General features: G+C 62.2%; 16 protein-coding genes. 8 read left to right on the forward strand and 8 right to left on the reverse strand.

Annotated features, from left to right (window positions below; genetic code table 11):
* Positions 1-33 precede the first annotated feature (33 nt).
* The 3 genes from AC3WKX_RS01320 to AC3WKX_RS01330 are packed head-to-tail and all read right to left on the reverse strand — an operon-like array spanning position 34 to position 3,664.
* Positions 34-1,629: a GMC family oxidoreductase gene (locus tag AC3WKX_RS01320; RefSeq protein WP_102604116.1), complete on the reverse strand. Its 1,596-nt coding sequence runs from the start codon at positions 1,627-1,629 to the stop codon at positions 34-36.
* A gap of 33 nt (positions 1,630-1,662) precedes the next feature.
* A complete protein-coding gene (locus AC3WKX_RS01325) occupies positions 1,663-2,208 on the reverse strand; it encodes a hypothetical protein (protein ID WP_003213794.1) in 546 nt (181 codons plus the stop codon).
* 28 nt (positions 2,209-2,236) lie between these two features.
* Positions 2,237-3,664 carry a coniferyl aldehyde dehydrogenase gene (locus tag AC3WKX_RS01330; RefSeq protein WP_102604117.1) on the reverse strand — a complete coding sequence of 476 codons (1,428 nt, stop codon included), beginning with the start codon at positions 3,662-3,664 and terminating at the stop codon, positions 2,237-2,239.
* A gap of 146 nt (positions 3,665-3,810) precedes the next feature.
* Between AC3WKX_RS01330 and AC3WKX_RS01335 the strand changes: the two genes are divergently transcribed.
* The gene (locus AC3WKX_RS01335; protein WP_003213791.1) at positions 3,811-4,482 is read left to right on the forward strand and encodes a TetR/AcrR family transcriptional regulator; all 672 of its coding nucleotides are present in this window, start codon (positions 3,811-3,813) and stop codon (positions 4,480-4,482) included.
* A 39-nt stretch (positions 4,483-4,521) separates the two neighbouring features.
* Positions 4,522-5,376, forward strand: a complete 855-nt coding sequence (locus tag AC3WKX_RS01340) for a sulfurtransferase (RefSeq protein ID WP_087693253.1) — start codon at positions 4,522-4,524, stop codon at positions 5,374-5,376.
* Positions 5,377-5,423: 47 nt separating this feature from the next.
* On the opposite strand, the gene AC3WKX_RS01345 is transcribed toward AC3WKX_RS01340, so the two are convergent.
* The 4 genes from AC3WKX_RS01345 to AC3WKX_RS01360 all read right to left on the reverse strand — a co-directional run bounded on the left by AC3WKX_RS01345 (position 5,424) and on the right by AC3WKX_RS01360 (position 9,993).
* Complete coding sequence (locus AC3WKX_RS01345) at positions 5,424-6,419, reverse strand: hydrolase (RefSeq protein ID WP_102604143.1); 996 nt, start codon at positions 6,417-6,419, stop codon at positions 5,424-5,426.
* A gap of 130 nt (positions 6,420-6,549) precedes the next feature.
* Positions 6,550-7,155 carry a 16S rRNA (guanine(966)-N(2))-methyltransferase RsmD gene (gene rsmD, locus AC3WKX_RS01350; RefSeq protein ID WP_003213788.1) on the reverse strand — a complete coding sequence of 202 codons (606 nt, stop codon included), beginning with the start codon at positions 7,153-7,155 and terminating at the stop codon, positions 6,550-6,552.
* Positions 7,155-8,645 carry a M16 family metallopeptidase gene (locus tag AC3WKX_RS01355; protein WP_003213787.1) on the reverse strand — a complete coding sequence of 497 codons (1,491 nt, stop codon included), beginning with the start codon at positions 8,643-8,645 and terminating at the stop codon, positions 7,155-7,157. The genes rsmD and AC3WKX_RS01355 overlap by 1 nt, the downstream gene beginning before the upstream one ends.
* Positions 8,638-9,993: a M16 family metallopeptidase gene (locus AC3WKX_RS01360; RefSeq protein WP_003213786.1), complete on the reverse strand. Its 1,356-nt coding sequence runs from the start codon at positions 9,991-9,993 to the stop codon at positions 8,638-8,640. The genes AC3WKX_RS01355 and AC3WKX_RS01360 overlap by 8 nt, the downstream gene beginning before the upstream one ends.
* A 232-nt stretch (positions 9,994-10,225) precedes the next feature.
* On the opposite strand from AC3WKX_RS01360, the gene ftsY reads away from it, so the two are divergent.
* The 4 genes from ftsY to rpoH all read left to right on the forward strand — a co-directional run bounded on the left by ftsY (position 10,226) and on the right by rpoH (position 14,306).
* A complete protein-coding gene (gene ftsY, locus AC3WKX_RS01365) occupies positions 10,226-11,635 on the forward strand; it encodes a signal recognition particle-docking protein FtsY (protein WP_102604118.1) in 1,410 nt (469 codons plus the stop codon).
* Entirely contained in the window at positions 11,632-12,303 is a 672-nt protein-coding gene (ftsE, locus tag AC3WKX_RS01370; protein WP_003213784.1) for a cell division ATP-binding protein FtsE, read from the forward strand. The genes ftsY and ftsE overlap by 4 nt, the downstream gene beginning before the upstream one ends.
* The gene (gene ftsX, locus AC3WKX_RS01375; RefSeq protein WP_003213783.1) at positions 12,300-13,322 is read left to right on the forward strand and encodes a permease-like cell division protein FtsX; all 1,023 of its coding nucleotides are present in this window, start codon (positions 12,300-12,302) and stop codon (positions 13,320-13,322) included. Before ftsE ends, ftsX begins: the two co-directional genes overlap by 4 nt.
* A 129-nt stretch (positions 13,323-13,451) precedes the next feature.
* Positions 13,452-14,306 (forward strand): RNA polymerase sigma factor RpoH, encoded by an 855-nt coding sequence (gene rpoH / locus AC3WKX_RS01380; RefSeq protein WP_003176698.1) that lies wholly within the window; start codon positions 13,452-13,454, stop codon positions 14,304-14,306.
* Positions 14,307-14,441: 135 nt separating this feature from the next.
* On the opposite strand, the gene mtgA is transcribed toward rpoH, so the two are convergent.
* Positions 14,442-15,164 carry a monofunctional biosynthetic peptidoglycan transglycosylase gene (gene mtgA, locus AC3WKX_RS01385; protein ID WP_102370102.1) on the reverse strand — a complete coding sequence of 241 codons (723 nt, stop codon included), beginning with the start codon at positions 15,162-15,164 and terminating at the stop codon, positions 14,442-14,444.
* Positions 15,165-15,238: 74 nt separating this feature from the next.
* On the opposite strand from mtgA, the gene AC3WKX_RS01390 reads away from it, so the two are divergent.
* Both AC3WKX_RS01390 and thiS read left to right on the forward strand, forming a co-directional pair.
* A complete protein-coding gene (locus tag AC3WKX_RS01390; RefSeq protein ID WP_003213781.1) occupies positions 15,239-15,616 on the forward strand; it encodes a DUF423 domain-containing protein in 378 nt (125 codons plus the stop codon).
* Between the two features lie 71 nt (positions 15,617-15,687).
* On the forward strand, positions 15,688-15,888 hold the full coding sequence (gene thiS / locus AC3WKX_RS01395) for a sulfur carrier protein ThiS (protein WP_008434168.1): 201 nt from the start codon (positions 15,688-15,690) through the stop codon (positions 15,886-15,888).
* Positions 15,889-15,941 lie beyond the last annotated feature (53 nt).

Consider the following 15,941-nt stretch of genomic DNA (forward strand, 5'->3'; position numbering starts at 1 on the left):
AAGCACTATAGACACCGCGAATACCCGGTTTTTTCAGGCCGTTTTCAGACGTTCGGCCAATGCCGTCGCCAGTTGCGCCGTCAATCCATACACCGATAACTGCGGGTTAGCGCCAATACTGGTGGGGAATAGCGAGCCATCGTGGATCGACAAGTTGCGCAGTTGATGATGGCGCCCAAGGCTGTCGGCCACGGCGTTTTTCGGTTCTTCCCCCATCGCGCAACCGCCCATTACATGAGCGCTGCCGAGCCGGGTTCGGTGCAATTCGAGGTTCAACCCGTCGATCATGCTGCGGGCTTCAGCCAAGGTGTTCACGTAGCGCGCATCGCCGTGCAGCGGCATCACCGACTTGGCGCCGCCGGCAAACTGAATCTCCGCCATGCTGTGGAATGCCCGGCGCAGGCCGTCCCAGGCGTAGGGCGAAACCTGATAATCGAGCACCGGGGTGCCATCGCCGCGCAATTCGACGGTGCCGCCCGGGCTGTCGGGGTGGAAACCGTCGCGCAAGAGGGCAAGCATTGCGTGGGTCTTGGGCAGTTGGCCCATATCCAGCGCGTTCTGCGTGCCGTAGCCGCCAAGCAAGGTACTGGCGAGGCCCGGATGCAGCGGCGGTACTTCGAGCTTGTAGGACATTTTGCCGGTAGTGCCGTCCTGCCATTGGAAGTGGTCGGAATAGATCGACTGCGGCGCCCCGTAGAACGGGTTGATCACCTCGTCGAACAGCCCGGCGGAAAAATTCACCAGGTGCAGAAAGGTCCGTTTGCCCAGGCGCGAGTGGGGGTCGGGTGCATCGGAACGAAGCAGCAGCGCCGGGCTGTTGATGCCGCCGCCGGCCAGTACGTAGTGCTTGGCCTTGACCGTGATTTTGCGGCCGGTCGGTGCCACGCAATACTGATCCATGGCCACACATTCGAGGCTGGTGATGGTGTCGCCGCTGAACTTCAGGCTTTCGGCGCGGGCCAGGTACAGCAGCTCGCCGCCTTTCTCCAGGGTGGACGGAATGGTGGTCACCAGCATTGATTGCTTGGCGTTGACCGGGCAACCCATGCCGCAATACCCCAGGTTGAAACAGCCGCGCACATTGCGCGGGATCACGTGCCAGCTGTAGCCAAGCTTTTCGCAGCCCTTGCGGATCACGTCATTGTTGGCATTCGGTGGCATGGCCCAAGGCGCGATGCCCAGGCGTTGTTCCATTTTTTCGAACCAGGGCGCCATCTCGGCGCTGCTGTGGCCCTTGACCGCGTATTCGCTGGCCCAGTGGGCGAGGGTCGGGTCCGGGGTGCGGAAGCTGGAGGTCCAGTTGATCAGCGTGGTGCCGCCGACCGCTCGGCCCTGCAGGATGGTGATGGCGCCGTCCTTGCTCATGCGCCCGATGCCTTCCTGGTACAGGGTGGCGTAGGCCTCGTCCTCCAGCAGCTTGAAGTCGTTGCTGGTTTTCAGCGGGCCTTCTTCGATCAACAGCACCTTGTAGCCGGCGGCGCTGAGGATTTCGGCGGTGGTGCCGCCGCCGGCACCGCTGCCGATGATTGCGACGTCAGCCTCCAGGGTCAGGTCCTGGTCGAGGGCGGCGCCATTGTGGGTTTTCCAGCCGCGGGCCATGCCATCGCGGAACAGATCAGGTACGGGCATCAGGGTCGTCTCTTGTTTTTATCGGGATGCGAATCAGATTTTCGGTGGGCCGGGGTAGCCGCAATGCGCCCAGGACTCGGGGCGGAAATACCAGGCCATGATCACCAGTTTGAGCAACGAGCCCTGGCCCATGCGCAGCAGGTTCAGGTAGCTGTTTTCCCAGCGGTGCAGGAAGTTGCGGATCTGCTCGGCGCTGGCGTTTTCCCAACTGCCCCACACGCCGGTCAGAGGCCCACGGGTGATGGCCATGCCCAAGACGTCGAACAGTTGCTGGGTCAGCTTGAACATCTCGGGCGACAGGTGTTGCAGGCTGAAGTCGAGCTTTTTCAGGGTGTCGTCGATGCCGGCCACCACTATCTCGGCGCTGGCCACGCCCTCCAGCAGCACCGGAATCACTGCCCGCAAAAACGGCAGGTCACTGCTGCGCAACATCGCAAAGCCGCTGGCCGGGGTGCTGCTGGAGCAGCCGCTGAGGCTGGCGCCCAGCCCGGCGGTGGCCAGGAAGGCGCTGGCGCACAGGCCGAGTTTCAAGACGCCGCGCCGTGACAGCGCGGGTGATTCAGTCAGGCTAGGGTTCATTCTTATTGTTATCCCTGTGATGGGTTTGTTAGCGGACGAACAGCTTCTGGATCAACTTCTGGATGGATTTGCCATAGGGCGGGTAAATCAGCTTGGCCGCGTTCAGGCGTTGCTTGATCAGCACGCCCTTGGCCTTGCTGAAGGTCAGGAAACCTTCATGGCCGTGGTAATGGCCCATGCCCGACGGGCCGATACCGCCGAAGGGCATGTCGTCCTGGGCTACGTGCAGCAACGTGTCGTTCAGGCACACGCCGCCGGAATGGGTTTCGTGCAGTACGCGGTTCTGTTCCGCCTTGTTGTAGCCGAAGTAATACAGCGCCAGCGGGCGAGGGCGCTGATTGATGTAGGCAAAGGCCTGGTCGAGGCCGCGATACGGCACGATCGGCAGCACCGGGCCGAAGATTTCGTCCTGCATCACGGTCATCTCGTCGCTGACATTCAGCAGCAGGCTGTGGGCCATGCGGCGGTCCTGGCCCTGGTCGTACAGCGGGACCAGGGTGGCACCCTTGTCGGTGGCGTCTTTCACGTAGCCGTTGAGCCGGGCCAACTGTCGTTCGTTGATGATGGCGGTGTAGTCCGGGTTGTCGGCCAGGGTCGGATAGAACCCGCGAACCGCCTTGCTGTAGGCCTCGACGAAGCCGTCTACACGGTCTTCCGGCACCAGCACATAGTCCGGCGCCACGCAGGTTTGCCCGGCATTCAGCGCCTTGCCGAAGGCGATGCGTTCGGCGGCGTCCTTGAGCGGCACGTCGGCGGAAACAATCGCCGGTGATTTGCCGCCCAGTTCCAGGGTGACCGGCGTCAGGTGTTCGGCCGCCGCGCGCATCACGTGCTTGCCGATGCTGGTGGCGCCGGTGAACAGCAGGTGGTCGAAGCGCAGCTTGGAAAACGCCATGCCCACTTCAGCCTCGCCGAGCACCACGCACACCAGGTCCTCGGGGAAGATCTTCGCCAGCAGCGTCTTGAGCAACTGGCCGGTGGCGGGGGTGGATTCGCTGAGCTTGAGCATCACCCGGTTGCCGGCCGCCAATGCACCCACCAGCGGGCCGATGGCCAGGTACAACGGGTAGTTCCAGGGCACGATCACCCCGACAACACCCAGGGGTTGATAGATGACCTTGGCGGACGCGGGCTGGAAGGCAATGCCTACAGCGCGGCGGGAAGGTTTCATCCAGCCCTTGAGGTGTTTGCTGGCGTAGTGAATGCCATGCAGGCTGGGCATCAGTTCGGCGAACAGGGTTTCGTCGGCGCTGCGGTGGCTGAAATCACTGCTGATGGCGTTGATCAGCGCCTGGCGCTCGTCACTCAACAGCTCGCGCAAGGCCTTGAGCCATTGCTGGCGCTGGGCGGCCGGCGGCATCGGGTTGGCGGCGTAGGCTTGGCGCTGGGCGTCGAACAGTTCCTGGAGCTGGTCCAGCGCCTGGGAATCTTGCAGGTAGGCAACGTTGGCAGACATGGCGAAGTTCCCGATTGTTATTGGAATGCTTCAGTTTTTAGAGTCATTGCTCTAAATTGTCAAATAACATTGCACAACGTGCCGATTTATCCGGACAAGGATAGTCCGTAAGATGCCGCCATCACGGGTCTAGAAGTTGATTTCCCATGGCACCACGAGTAAAGACCAGCGAGCGCATTGTGCAAACCAGCCTGGAGCTGTTTAACCAGCAGGGCGAGCGCAGTGTCAGCACCAACCATATCGCTGCCCATATGGAAATTTCCCCGGGCAACCTGTACTACCACTTCCCCAACAAGCAGGCGATTATCGCAGTGCTGTTTCGTGAGTACGAAGCGTTGGTGGACAGCTTCCTGCGCCCGCCCCAGGGCCGTGCGGTGACCGTGGAAGACAAGCGCTTCTACCTGCAGGCGGTGCTGGCCGGCATGTGGCGCTACCGCTTCCTGCACCGCGACCTCGAACACCTGCTGGAAAGCGACCCGGAGCTGGCCACCGGCTACCGGCGGTTCTCCCAGCGTTGCCTGATCCAGGGCGCAGCCATCTACCAGGGTTTTGTCGATGCCGGCATCCTGAACATGGACCCGGTACAAACCGAAGCCCTGACCCTCAACGCCTGGATCATCCTCACCTCGTGGGTGCGCTTCCTGTGCACCACCAATGAAAAGTCCACGCACCTGAGCGCCGAGGCGATCAAGCGCGGGGTGTATCAGGTGCTGGTGCTGGAAGCCGGGTTTATCACCCCCAAGGCCAAGGACGCGGTGGATGCACTGTTCAAAGAGTTTTACGTGCCGTTGAATCAGGCGCTGGAAGAAGTGAAGTAGGATGTTTCCCGAACGCTAACCTAGCCACAGGAGTCAGTCATGCCGCTTGCCCAACTGATCAGCCCCCAGCAACTGGCCGAGCGCCAGAAGTCCGGCGGGCTGGTAATCCTCGATTGCCGCTTTGCCCTGGAAGACCCGGACTACGGCCTGTGCAGCTACGCCGAAGGGCATATCGAAGGGGCGCAGTATGCCGACCTGGAGCGCCACCTCAGCGGGCCGATAATCAAGGGCGTGACCGGTCGCCATCCGTTGCCGGCGCCGGATGCGTTTATCCGGCAACTGCGGGCATGGGGCGTTAACGCCGACAGCGATATCGTTTTGTATGACGACGGCCCGGGTGCCTATGCCGCCCGTGCCTGGTGGCTGCTGGCCTGGCTGGGCAAGCGAGACGGTGTGTTCATCCTCGATGGCGGCCTGAAAGCCTGGCACGCGGCGGGCTTCCCGTTGAGCCTGGATGCGCCGGTGATCGAGCCCGGCACCTTCAGCGGCACGCCGGACAACCACTTGCAACTGGACGCCGAACACCTGCAGAAACGCCTTGGCCAGCCCGGCCTGACCCTGATCGACGCCCGCGCCCAGCCGCGTTTTCGTGGTGAAGTGGAGCCGATCGACCCGGTTGCCGGGCATATCCCCGGCGCGCAGTGTGCCGCATTCAATGAAAACCTGGGCAGCGACGGCCGTTTCCTGCCGGCGGACCAGCTCAAGCAACGCTTCGCCGCCAAGCTGCAAGACCGCTCGCCGGATGACCTGGTGGCCTACTGCGGGTCCGGCGTGACTGCCTGCCACAACCTGTTTGCGCTGTGCCTGGCGGGTTACCCGTTGGGCAAGTTGTACGCGGGGTCGTGGAGCGAGTGGATCACTGATCCAAAGCGGGAAGTTGCAACAGGCGACTGAGGTCTGCCTGACCCGGTCTGATCCAAAGTGTGGGAGCCCCCACATTTTTATCGGCGTTGTGTCAGTAGCCACTCCGGGATTCGCCGTTCCAGGTAGTAAGTTGGCTGCTTCAATGAGCCGTCCACAAACCCGACATGCCCGCCCTTGGCCAGCAGTTCGAACTCGGTGCAATCCGACAGTTCGCTGGCCTCGGGCAGGCTGTGGGCGAACACGAACGGGTCGTCCGCGGCCTGGATGATCAGGGTTGGTGTGCGAATGCCCCCGAGGTAGTAGCGGCTGGAGGCGCGGCGGTAGTAGTCCTCGGCACTGAGGAACCCGTGCAGCGGCGCGGTGACGCGGCCGTCAAAGTCCCAGAACGTGCGCATCTTCTCCAGCGAGCCCAGGTCGGCGAGGGTTTTCAGGCCTGCCTCGCGGCCATCCTTGAGAAACCGGCTTTGTTTGACGCGGATATAGGCCAGCATTTCGCGCATGAAATGCTTCTGATAAACCCGAGAAAAGCCCAGGCCAATGCGATCGGCGCACTGATCCAGGCGAAACGGTACCGACACGGCGGCCGCGCCTTGCAGCCCGCAGGCTTCGCCGGTTTCGCCCAAGTACTTGAGCAGCACATTGCCGCCCAGTGAATACCCCACCGCATACAGCGGCGCCAACGGGCGCTTGGCTCGCAGGTGAACGATGGTTTCGGCCAGGTCTTCACTGGCGCCGGAATGGTAGCTGCGGGCAAGCAGGTTGGGTTCGCCGGAGCAGCCACGCCAGTTTAGCGCGACGCTGGCCCAGCCTTGGGTTGCGAGGGCTTTTTGCAGGCCGGCGACGTAAGGGGAGTTGGACGAGCCGGTCAGCCCGTGCAGTACCAGCACCAGCGGGGTGGTTGCGTCATGGGGCCCATGCCAGTCGAGGTCGAGAAAGTCGCCGTCTGCCAGCCACAGCCGTTCGCGCTGGCGTTCGATGTGCGTGGTTTTGCGCCACAGCGGTCCCCACAACGTTTGCAGGTGCGGGTTGCCGAGGCCGAAGGCGGGGGAGAAGCGGTCGAGGGGCGGAGTCATGAAATTCTCGGTGCCGAATGGGCTTGCTCCAATCATTGTAGGAGCGAGCTTGCTCGCGAAAAACTCAAGATCACCGCGTTCCCCTGGTTTCCCGCGTCATCGTTAACGATCTTCGCGAGCAAGCTCGCTCCTACACGGTGCGTTGCCACAACGCGTAATACACCCGCCCGGATTTCTGCTCGCGGTGCAGGCGCCAGGTGCCCGGCAGGCCGAGTGTGGACGGTGCCGTCTCGCTTTCAGTGTAGATCCAGGCATCCGGCGCCAACCACTGACGCTCTTCCAGCAGCGCACATACAGTCGGCAGCAGGTTCTGGTTGAACGGCGGATCAAGAAACACCACGTCAAACTCACGGGCTTCCTGGGTTTCCAGGTAGCGCAACGCATCAGCCGTCTGCACTTGCCCGGTGGTGCAACGCAGCGTGCCCAGGTGTTCCTTGAGGCTGGCGACCGCCACATTGCTGGCATCCAGCGCCTGGCCCAGCGCCGCGCCACGGGACAGCGACTCCAGGAACAACGCGCCGCTACCCGCGAACGGGTCCAGCACCTTGGCCCCGGCGATATACGGCGCGAGCCAGTTGAACAGGGTTTCACGCACGCGGTCTGGCGTCGGGCGCAGGCCCACGACATCAGGGAAGCTCAGCTTACGGCTGCCCCACTCTCCGCCGATGATGCGCAGTTGGCCCACACCGTTGTGAACGTTGTGGACAGGTTTTTTGGGACGGGATGGACGGGCCATTAATGCTCCGGAACCCCGAGCGGTTGCTCGGCGGGTTTATCAGTGGGGGGCGGTAGTGGCTTTTGCGCAATCGTCGGGCCGGCGGTCACGATGACCATCTTGTCGGCACTCAAATGTTTGTTCAAAGCAGCTTTGACCTGGTCAACGGTCAGCGCCTGGGATTGTTTCATGAAATCTTCCAGGTAGCTCAGCGGCAGGTTGTAGAAACCCATGGCGCCCAGTTGCCCGACGATATCGGCGTTGCTCGCGGTGGACAGCGGGAAGCTGCCGGCCAGTTCGCGCTTGGCGTCATCGAGTTCTTTCTGTGTCGGGCCGGTCTTGAGGTAGTCGGCGAGTACGTCCTGCACCAATCGCAGCGTGCCGGCGCTCATTTCGGCGCGGGTTTGCAGGTTGATCATGAACGGGCCGCGTACCTGCATCGGCGAGAAACCGGAGTATACGCCGTAGGTCAGGCCGCGTTTCTCGCGCACTTCGCTCATCAAACGGGTGCCGAAGCCACCGCCGCCGAGAATCTGGTTACCCAGGGACAGCGCGGCGTAATCCGGGTCGGCACGGTCGATTCCCAGTTGCGCCAGCAGCAGGGTTGTCTGCTTGGACGGGAACTCGATATGTGTGGTGCCAGCCTTGGGCTCGACCGGTTGGGCGATTTTCGCCAGCGCCGGGCCTTTTGGCAGGGACGCGGAAACCTTGGCGGTCATGGCTTCGGCTTCGGCGCGGGTCAGATCGCCGACTACGGAAATCACTGCGTTGCCGGCGGCGTAGGCCTTGGCGTGGAAGTCCTTCAATTGCGCGAGAGTCACCTTCGGCACGCTCTCGGCGTTGCCTTCGCTCGGATGGGCGTAAGGGTGGTCGCCATAGAGCTGCTTGAACAGCTCGATGCTCGCCAGTTTGCCGGGGTTCTGTTTCTGGTACTCGAAGCCCGCCAACAACTGGTTCTTGATCCGCGCCAGAGAGTCTGCCGGGAAGGTCGGCTTGCCGATCACGTCGTCAAACAGTGACAGGGCGGCGTCACGCTTGTCGCTGGCGCTCAGGCTGCGCAGGGAAACCAGCGCCATGTCGCGGTAGGCGCCATTGCTGAAATCAGCCCCCAGGCCATCGAAACCGGCGGCAATCTGGCTGACGTCCTTGCCCGGCACGCCTTCGTTGAGCATTGCGTTGGTCAACAGCGCCAGGCCTGGTGTTGCGCCGTCCTGGCTGCTGCCGGCGGCGAACAGGATGCGCATGTCGAACATCGGCAGTTCATGGGCTTCGACGAACAGCACCTTGGCGCCTTCGGCGGTGGTCCAGGTTTGCACGTCGAGCTTGCGGTTGGTCGGCGCCTTGTCGTCCAGCTCGGCCAGGGATTGCAGCTTGTTGGCGGACTTGGCCTGCTCCAGCGCCTGGCTGGCGACGGATTCGCTGGGGCGCAGCAAGTACACCGCGCAGGCCGCAGCCAAAGTCACCACGATCAGGCCGGGCAGCACCAGGCGGTTGTTTTTACGTTCACTCATGAGCGGTCTCCTCAGGCAAGACATGGGCGACGCTGAGACGTTCGCGGGTGAAATAGGTGCGTGCAGCTTTCTGGATATCTTCGGCGGTGACGCTTTGCAGCTCGGCCAGCTCGGTGTCCATGAGTTTCCAGGACAGGCCCACCGTCTCCAGGGAGCCGATGGCAGTGGCCTGGCTGGTGATCGAGTCGCGCTGGTAAACCACGCCGGCGATGACCTGGGCGCGGATACGCTCCAGTTCTTCAGCGCTCGGTGGCTTGGCCTTCAGCTCATCCAGCAGGCGCCAAAGGCCGGCTTCAGCCTGGGCCACGGTCTTTTTCTTTTGCAGGTTCGGTGTGGCAGTCAGGGTGAACAGGCTGTCACCGCGGGTGTAGGCGTCGTAGCTCGACGAGCCGCCGGACACCAGCTCTTCGCCGCGCTCCAGTTGTGTCGAGATGCGCGCGCTGTAGCCGCCGTCCAGCAGGGCCGAGATCAGGCGCAGGGCGTTGACCGAGCGTTTGTCTTCAGCGGTGGCCAGGCTCGGCACGTTGAACCCAAGGATCACGCTCGGCAGTTTGGTCTGTACATGCATAGTCAGCAGGCGTTCACCGGGCTCGGCCAGCTCCAGCGGGATTTTCGCCGGGGGGACGTCGCGCTTGGGGATCGGGCCGAAATAGCGCTGGGCCAGGGTTTTGACTTCATCCGGGGTTACGTCGCCCACCACTACCAGGGTGGCGTTGTTCGGCACGTACCAGGATTGGTACCAGTGGCGCAGTTCTTCAACCTTCATGCGGTCCAGGTCGGCCATCCAGCCGATGGTCGGCGTGTGGTAGCCGCTGGCCGGGTAGGCCATGGCCTTGAAGCGCTCATAGGCCTTGGACATCGGGTTGTCGTCGGTGCGCATCCGGCGCTCTTCCTTGATCACCTCGATCTCGCGGCTGAACTCGTCGGCCGGCAAGCGCAGGCTGGCCATGCGGTCGGCTTCCAGCTCGAAGGCGACGCCCAGGCGGTCACGGGCCAGCACTTGGTAGTAGGCGGTGTAGTCGTCGCTGGTGAAGGCGTTTTCTTCCGCGCCCAGGTCACGCAGGATCAACGAAGCCTCGCCGGGGCCGACCTTGGCGCTGCCCTTGAACATCATGTGTTCCAGGGCGTGGGACAAACCGGTCTGGCCCGGGGTTTCGTAGCTGGAGCCAACCTTGTACCAGACCTGGGAAACCACCACCGGGGCGCGATGGTCTTCGCGCACGACGACCTTGAGGCCGTTGTCCAGGGTGAATTCGTGGGTGGGTTGTGGGTCGGCAGCCAAAGCTGAAAGGGGCAGACAAACTGTGCTGAGCAGCAGGCCTGCGGCGCGGCGGGCTAGAGCATTCATTCGTTTTTAAACCTGTTGGGCTGCCCGCTTGGTCTTAGCGTCGGCGGGCGAGGAGGTGCTAGGATACTGGTCCGACCTAGGGACGGCCACTATGGCTGTCTTGTTAAGGCTCTATTTAGGCCTTACAAAATGTTGCGCATGAACGAGCTGGCTAAAAAACAGTCTGTTACGCATCGAATTTTATTTACCGGCACGCCCCCTGGCGCGTCGCTACCTTGAGATAGCCGTCTCCATGTTTGGTTCCAACGACGACAAGAAGACCCCAGCTGCGGCTGGCGAGAAAAAAGGCCTGTTCGGATGGCTGCGCAAAAAGCCGCAGGAAACCGTCGTCGAACAGCCGCAGGTTCAAGCTGAACCGATCCCCGAATCCATAGTAGAAGCCGAACCGGTTGCCGAAACACCGGCCCCGGTGGTGTTGCCGATGGCCGAGCCGGTGTTGCAGCCGGTGGTTGAGCCAGAACCTGCGCCAGAGCCAGAGCACAAGCCATGGCTGGTGTTGCCGGTGGCAGAAGAGCCTGTAGCACTGGTTGAAGACGAGCTGGCCGAGCATGTGGCTCCGCCGATTCCGGCCCTCGTGGAGCCTGCGCCCGTTGTGGTCCAAGCGCCGCCAGTGGTTGAGGTGCCTGCACCGATGGTTGCCGAACCTGTTCCGGTCGCCATCGCCGCGCCAGCAGTCATCGAAGAGCCTGCTGTTCCTGCCGAAACCGGCAAGACCGGTTTCTTTGCCCGCCTCAAGCAAGGCCTGAGCAAGACCAGCGCCAGCATCGGCGAAGGCATGGCCAGCCTGTTTCTCGGCAAAAAGACCATCGATGACGAGCTGCTGGAGGACATCGAAACCCGCCTGCTGACCGCCGACGTGGGCGTCGAAGCCACCGCCGTGATCATCCAGAGCCTGACCCAGAAGGTCGCGCGCAAGCAGCTGACCGACGCCGATGCGCTCTACAAGTCGCTGCAGGCCGAGCTGGCCAACATGCTCAAGCCGGTGGAAGCGCCGCTGATCATCAATACGCAGAAAAAGCCGTTTGTGATCCTGGTGGTTGGCGTCAACGGCGCCGGCAAGACCACCACCATCGGCAAGCTGGCGAAGAAGCTGCAACTGGAAGGCAAGAAAGTCATGCTCGCCGCCGGTGACACCTTCCGTGCCGCCGCCGTGGAGCAATTGCAGGTCTGGGGCGAGCGCAACAAGATCCCGGTCATCGCCCAGCACACCGGCGCCGATTCGGCCTCGGTGATCTTCGATGCGGTGCAGGCCGCCAAGGCGCGCAACATTGATGTGCTGATCGCCGATACCGCCGGTCGCCTGCACACCAAAGACAACCTGATGGAAGAGCTGAAGAAAGTTCGCCGCGTGATCGGCAAGCTCGATGCCGACGCGCCCCACGAGGTGTTGCTGGTGCTGGACGCCGGTACCGGCCAGAACGCCATCAGCCAGGCCAAACAATTCCACCAGACGGTCCAACTGACCGGCCTGGCATTGACTAAGCTCGACGGCACGGCCAAGGGCGGTGTGATCTTCGCCCTGGCCAAGCAGTTCGGGTTGCCGATTCGTTACATCGGCGTCGGTGAAGGCATCGACGACCTGCGCACTTTTGAAGCCGAACCCTTTGTACAGGCACTGTTTGCCGAGCGGGAGCGTTCATGATTCGTTTCGAACAGGTCGGTAAACGCTACGCCAACGGGCATGTCGGCTTGCATGAGCTGAGTTTCCGGGTGCGTCGCGGCGAATTCTTGTTTGTGACCGGCCATTCGGGTGCCGGTAAAAGTACCTTGTTGCGCCTGTTGCTGGCCATGGAGCGCCCAACCACCGGCAAACTGCTGCTGGCGGGCCAGGACCTGGCAACCATCAGCAACGCACAGATTCCATTCCTGCGCCGGCAGATCGGCGTGGTGTTCCAGAATCACCAGTTGCTGTTCGATCGCACGGTGTTCAACAACATCGCCTTGCCGTTGCAGATTCTCGGTCTGTCCAAGGCCGAAATCGTCAAGCGCGTGGATTCGGCCCTGGAACGCGTGGCGCTGTCGGACAAGACCGACCTGTACCCAGGCGACCTGTCCACCGGCCAGCAACAGCGCGTCGGCATCGCCCGCGCCATCGTCCATCGCCCGGCCTTGCTGCTGGCGGACGAACCCACCGGTAACCTCGACCCGCGCCTGGCCGCAGAAATCATGGGCGTGTTCGAAGACATCAACCGCCTGGGCACCAGCGTGCTGATCGCCAGTCACGACTTGGCGCTGATCGCCCGCATGCGCCACCGCATGCTGACCCTGCAACGCGGCCGCCTGATCGGTGACGGGGAGGCTGGGGTATGAGTGCAACACGCAGCCCGAAGGTTTCCGAGCGCGTCGCGCCAAAGGCGGCCGACCCGCAGCCACAGAAGAAAAAACGCGACGAAGACGATGGCCCGGATTTCGGCACCCTGGTGCATGCCTGGATCGAAAGCCACCGTGCCAGCCTGGTAGACAGCCTGCGCCGCCTCGGCAAGCAGCCGATCGGCAGCTTTTTTACCTGCCTGGTCATGGCCGTGGCCTTGAGCCTGCCCATGGGCTTGTCATTGCTGCTGAACAATGTCGAGCGCCTTGGCGGTTCGTGGCAGCGGGCGGCGCAGATTTCCCTGTACCTGAACCTGGATGCCAGCGCCCAGGACGGTGAGTCCCTGCGCGACCAGATCAAGGGCATTCCGGGTGTGGCCGAGGCTGAGTACATCAGCCGCGATCAAGCCCTGGAAGAGTTCCAGCAACAGTCCGGCCTGGGCGAGGCGCTCAAGGAGTTGCCGCAAAACCCGCTGCCGGGCGTGGTGCTGGTCACCCCGAACGAGGTCGACAAGACCACCCTGGAAGCCCTGCGACAAAAACTCGCAGAGCTGCCGAAGGTCCAACAGGCACAACTTGATCTAGTCTGGGTAGAGCGGTTGGCCGCGATTCTCAAGCTGGGCGACCGGTTTGTGTTCGGCCTGACGGTGTTGCTGGTGTCTGCATTACTTTTGGTGATAGGCAATACCATTCGTCTTCATATTGAAAACCGCCGCACCGAGATAGAAGTGATTAAACTCGTCGGCGGCACGGACAGCTATGTGCGTCGGCCTTTTCTGTACATGGGCGCGCTGTATGGCTTCGGTGCGGGAATTTTGTCCTGGGGCGTACTGGCTTTTGGCCTGAACTGGCTGAACGATGCGGTGGTGGGGCTTGCCGGTTTGTACGGCAGCGATTTTGCCCTGGCCGGCGTGCCGGCAGCCGATGGTCTGTCATTGTTGCTTGGGGCAGTGCTCTTGGGGTATATCGGTGCTTGGATTGCGGTCGCACGGCATTTACGTGAGCTGGCACCGAAGTAGTTAATGTCAGGGTAACGTGGTTTCGTTTGTATTGACCGTATCAGTGGTTTAGGGAACTTGTCCTACGGTTCCCGGTCAATTTTCGCAGTGCTGAACTGCACGAGTTATGTGAGTCGGAGGTTTTTTCGTATGACCACTTCTTTGCAACCTGCTTATGCTCTGGTCCCGGGTGCGAACCTGGAGGCCTATGTGCACACGGTCAACAGCATTCCATTGCTGACGCCCGAGCAGGAGCGTGAACTGGCCGAGAGTCTCTACTATGAGCAGGATTTGGGGGCGGCTCGGCAGATGGTGCTCGCCCACCTGCGTTTTGTCGTACATATCGCCCGTAGCTATAGCGGCTACGGCCTGGCCCAGGCTGACCTGATTCAGGAAGGCAACGTTGGCCTGATGAAAGCTGTGAAGCGCTTCAACCCGGAAATGGGTGTGCGCCTGGTGTCGTTTGCTGTGCACTGGATCAAGGCGGAAATTCACGAATTCATCCTGCGCAACTGGCGCATCGTGAAAGTCGCGACCACCAAGGCCCAGCGCAAACTGTTCTTCAACCTGCGCAGCCAGAAGAAACGCCTGGCGTGGCTGAACAACGAAGAAGTGCATCGCGTGGCCGAAAGCCTTGGCGTAGAGCCACGTGAAGTGCGCGAGATGGAAAGTCGCCTGACCGGCCATGACATGGCCTTCGACCCGGCCGCCGAAGCGGACGACGACAGCGCCTTCCAATCGCCGGCCAACTACCTGGAAGACCACCGGTACGACCCGGCGCGTCAGCTGGAAGATGCCGACTGGAGCGACAACTCCAATCACAACCTGCACGAAGCGCTGGAAGTGCTGGACGACCGCAGCCGTGACATTCTCTACCAGCGCTGGTTGGCAGAAGAAAAAGCCACGCTGCACGACCTGGCGCAGAAGTACAACGTGTCGGCCGAGCGGATTCGTCAGCTCGAGAAGAGTGCGATGAACAAGCTGAAACTGTCGATCGCCGCCTGACACAGGTAGCTAGGACAGCGCGATCGAAATGTGGGAGCGGGCTTGCTCGCGAAGGCGGTGGATCAGTCACCTAAAGTATTGACTGGCACACCGCTTTCGCGAGCAAGCCCGCTCCCACTTTTGTTTTGTGGTGGGTCAGTCAGCCCAAGGCGCCTTGCGCGAGTTGTTCAGCTCATTCAAATAGCTGTCGCCACCCAACTGACTCATCTGCTGCCGAATCCACGCCGCCCGTCGCGCGACATACGACGTTGGATGGCTGGCACTCCACACCCGCGGGTTAGGCAACACCGCCGCCAGGTAGCTGGCCTGCTGGCGGGTCAGCGCCTTGGCGCTCACGCCAAAGTGATGCCGCGCCGCCGCTTCGGCGCCGAACACGCCTTCATCCCACTCCACGCTGTTGAGATACACCTCAAGAATTCGCTGCTTGGGCCAGAGAATCTCGATCAGCCCGGTAAACCAGGCTTCCAGGCCCTTGCGGAAATAGCTGCGGCCGGTCCACAGGAACAGGTTCTTCGACACCTGCTGGCTCAAGGTGCTGGCGCCGCGAATCGAACCGCCGCGCTCGTTATGCAGCAACGCCGCCTGGATCGCGTCGAAATCAAAACCCCAATGTTGCGGGAAGCGCTGGTCTTCGCCCGCCATCACCGCCACTTTCAGTTCGTCGGAGATCTGATCCCACGGCACCCACGTGCGCTGTACGTCAATCGGCTCGCCGTCGACCCAGGACTCGACCTTGCGCTCAACCATCAACGCAGTGCCCGGTGGCGGCACGAAACGGAACAGCAGCACCAGCAGCACGCTGCCGATGGCAAACCACTTGAGGGCTTTGAGAAAACGCTTGAAGAGGAGACGCAGCATAGAGATGGCTTGGCCGAACCCGTTGAGCGGGCCATTATACAGACCCTGCCCCCTGAGTCTGACTGGAGTTCCTCATGTTGCGTGGCTTTCTGATGCTGGCTGCCTTTTTCGGTTTCACCGGCGTCGCCCTGGGCGCGTTTGCCGCCCACGGCCTGAAAAACCGCCTGAGCGCCGAGTACCTGGCGATTTTCCACACCGGCGTGACCTACCAGTTGGTGCACACCCTGGCGCTGTTCGGCGTGGCACTGTTGGCGGCGCACATTCCGGGCAGGCTGGTGACGTGGGCGGGGGTGTCCTTTGCCGTGGGCATCCTGCTGTTCTCCGGCAGCCTGTATGTGCTGACCATGACCGGCATCAGCAAGCTCGGCATCATCACCCCGTTTGGTGGCCTGGCGTTCCTGCTGGGCTGGTTCTTCCTCGGTTTGGCGGCGTGGCGTCTACAGGCTGCCTGACCAAGGGGCTTGGGCCAGCAACGCCAATCACGCTAGAATGCTGGCCCCTAAAAACGATGGCGGCCCGTGGCATGCGCATTCAGTTGAACGGCGAACCCTTTGAACTGCCCGACGGTGAAACCGTTGCGGCCCTGCTGACCCGTCTGGACTTGACCGGACGCCGCGTCGCAGTGGAGCTCAACCAGGATATCGTCCCGCGTAGCCAGCACGTCGAGACCGCGCTCACCGAGGGTGACCAGGTCGAAGTGGTCCACGCCATCGGCGGCGGCTAGCCGTCCGGCGCTCCAGGGCGCCAACCCGCATTCTGCAGAACCTCACCCCAACT

It is taken from the genome of Pseudomonas sp. GP01-A4 (assembly GCF_058780865.1).

Bases quoted from the DNA above. Each gene is read 5' to 3' on its own strand.
- ftsE (WP_003213784.1), top strand. From the start codon at position 11,632: ATGATTCGTTTCGAACAGGTCGGTAAACGCTACGCCAACGGGCATGTC.
- AC3WKX_RS01325 (WP_003213794.1), bottom strand. From the start codon at position 2,208: ATGAACCCTAGCCTGACTGAATCACCCGCGCTGTCACGGCGCGGCGTC.
- AC3WKX_RS01340 (WP_087693253.1), top strand. From the start codon at position 4,522: ATGCCGCTTGCCCAACTGATCAGCCCCCAGCAACTGGCCGAGCGCCAG.
- AC3WKX_RS01390 (WP_003213781.1), top strand. From the start codon at position 15,239: ATGTTGCGTGGCTTTCTGATGCTGGCTGCCTTTTTCGGTTTCACCGGC.
- ftsX (WP_003213783.1), top strand. From the start codon at position 12,300: ATGAGTGCAACACGCAGCCCGAAGGTTTCCGAGCGCGTCGCGCCAAAG.
- AC3WKX_RS01355 (WP_003213787.1), bottom strand. From the start codon at position 8,645: ATGAGTGAACGTAAAAACAACCGCCTGGTGCTGCCCGGCCTGATCGTG.
- thiS (WP_008434168.1), top strand. From the start codon at position 15,688: ATGCGCATTCAGTTGAACGGCGAACCCTTTGAACTGCCCGACGGTGAA.
- AC3WKX_RS01360 (WP_003213786.1), bottom strand. From the start codon at position 9,993: ATGAATGCTCTAGCCCGCCGCGCCGCAGGCCTGCTGCTCAGCACAGTT.
- AC3WKX_RS01320 (WP_102604116.1), bottom strand. From the start codon at position 1,629: ATGCCCGTACCTGATCTGTTCCGCGATGGCATGGCCCGCGGCTGGAAA.
- AC3WKX_RS01345 (WP_102604143.1), bottom strand. From the start codon at position 6,419: ATGACTCCGCCCCTCGACCGCTTCTCCCCCGCCTTCGGCCTCGGCAAC.
- AC3WKX_RS01335 (WP_003213791.1), top strand. From the start codon at position 3,811: ATGGCACCACGAGTAAAGACCAGCGAGCGCATTGTGCAAACCAGCCTG.
- AC3WKX_RS01330 (WP_102604117.1), bottom strand. From the start codon at position 3,664: ATGTCTGCCAACGTTGCCTACCTGCAAGATTCCCAGGCGCTGGACCAG.
- rpoH (WP_003176698.1), top strand. From the start codon at position 13,452: ATGACCACTTCTTTGCAACCTGCTTATGCTCTGGTCCCGGGTGCGAAC.
- rsmD (WP_003213788.1), bottom strand. From the start codon at position 7,155: ATGGCCCGTCCATCCCGTCCCAAAAAACCTGTCCACAACGTTCACAAC.
- mtgA (WP_102370102.1), bottom strand. From the start codon at position 15,164: ATGCTGCGTCTCCTCTTCAAGCGTTTTCTCAAAGCCCTCAAGTGGTTT.
- ftsY (WP_102604118.1), top strand. From the start codon at position 10,226: ATGTTTGGTTCCAACGACGACAAGAAGACCCCAGCTGCGGCTGGCGAG.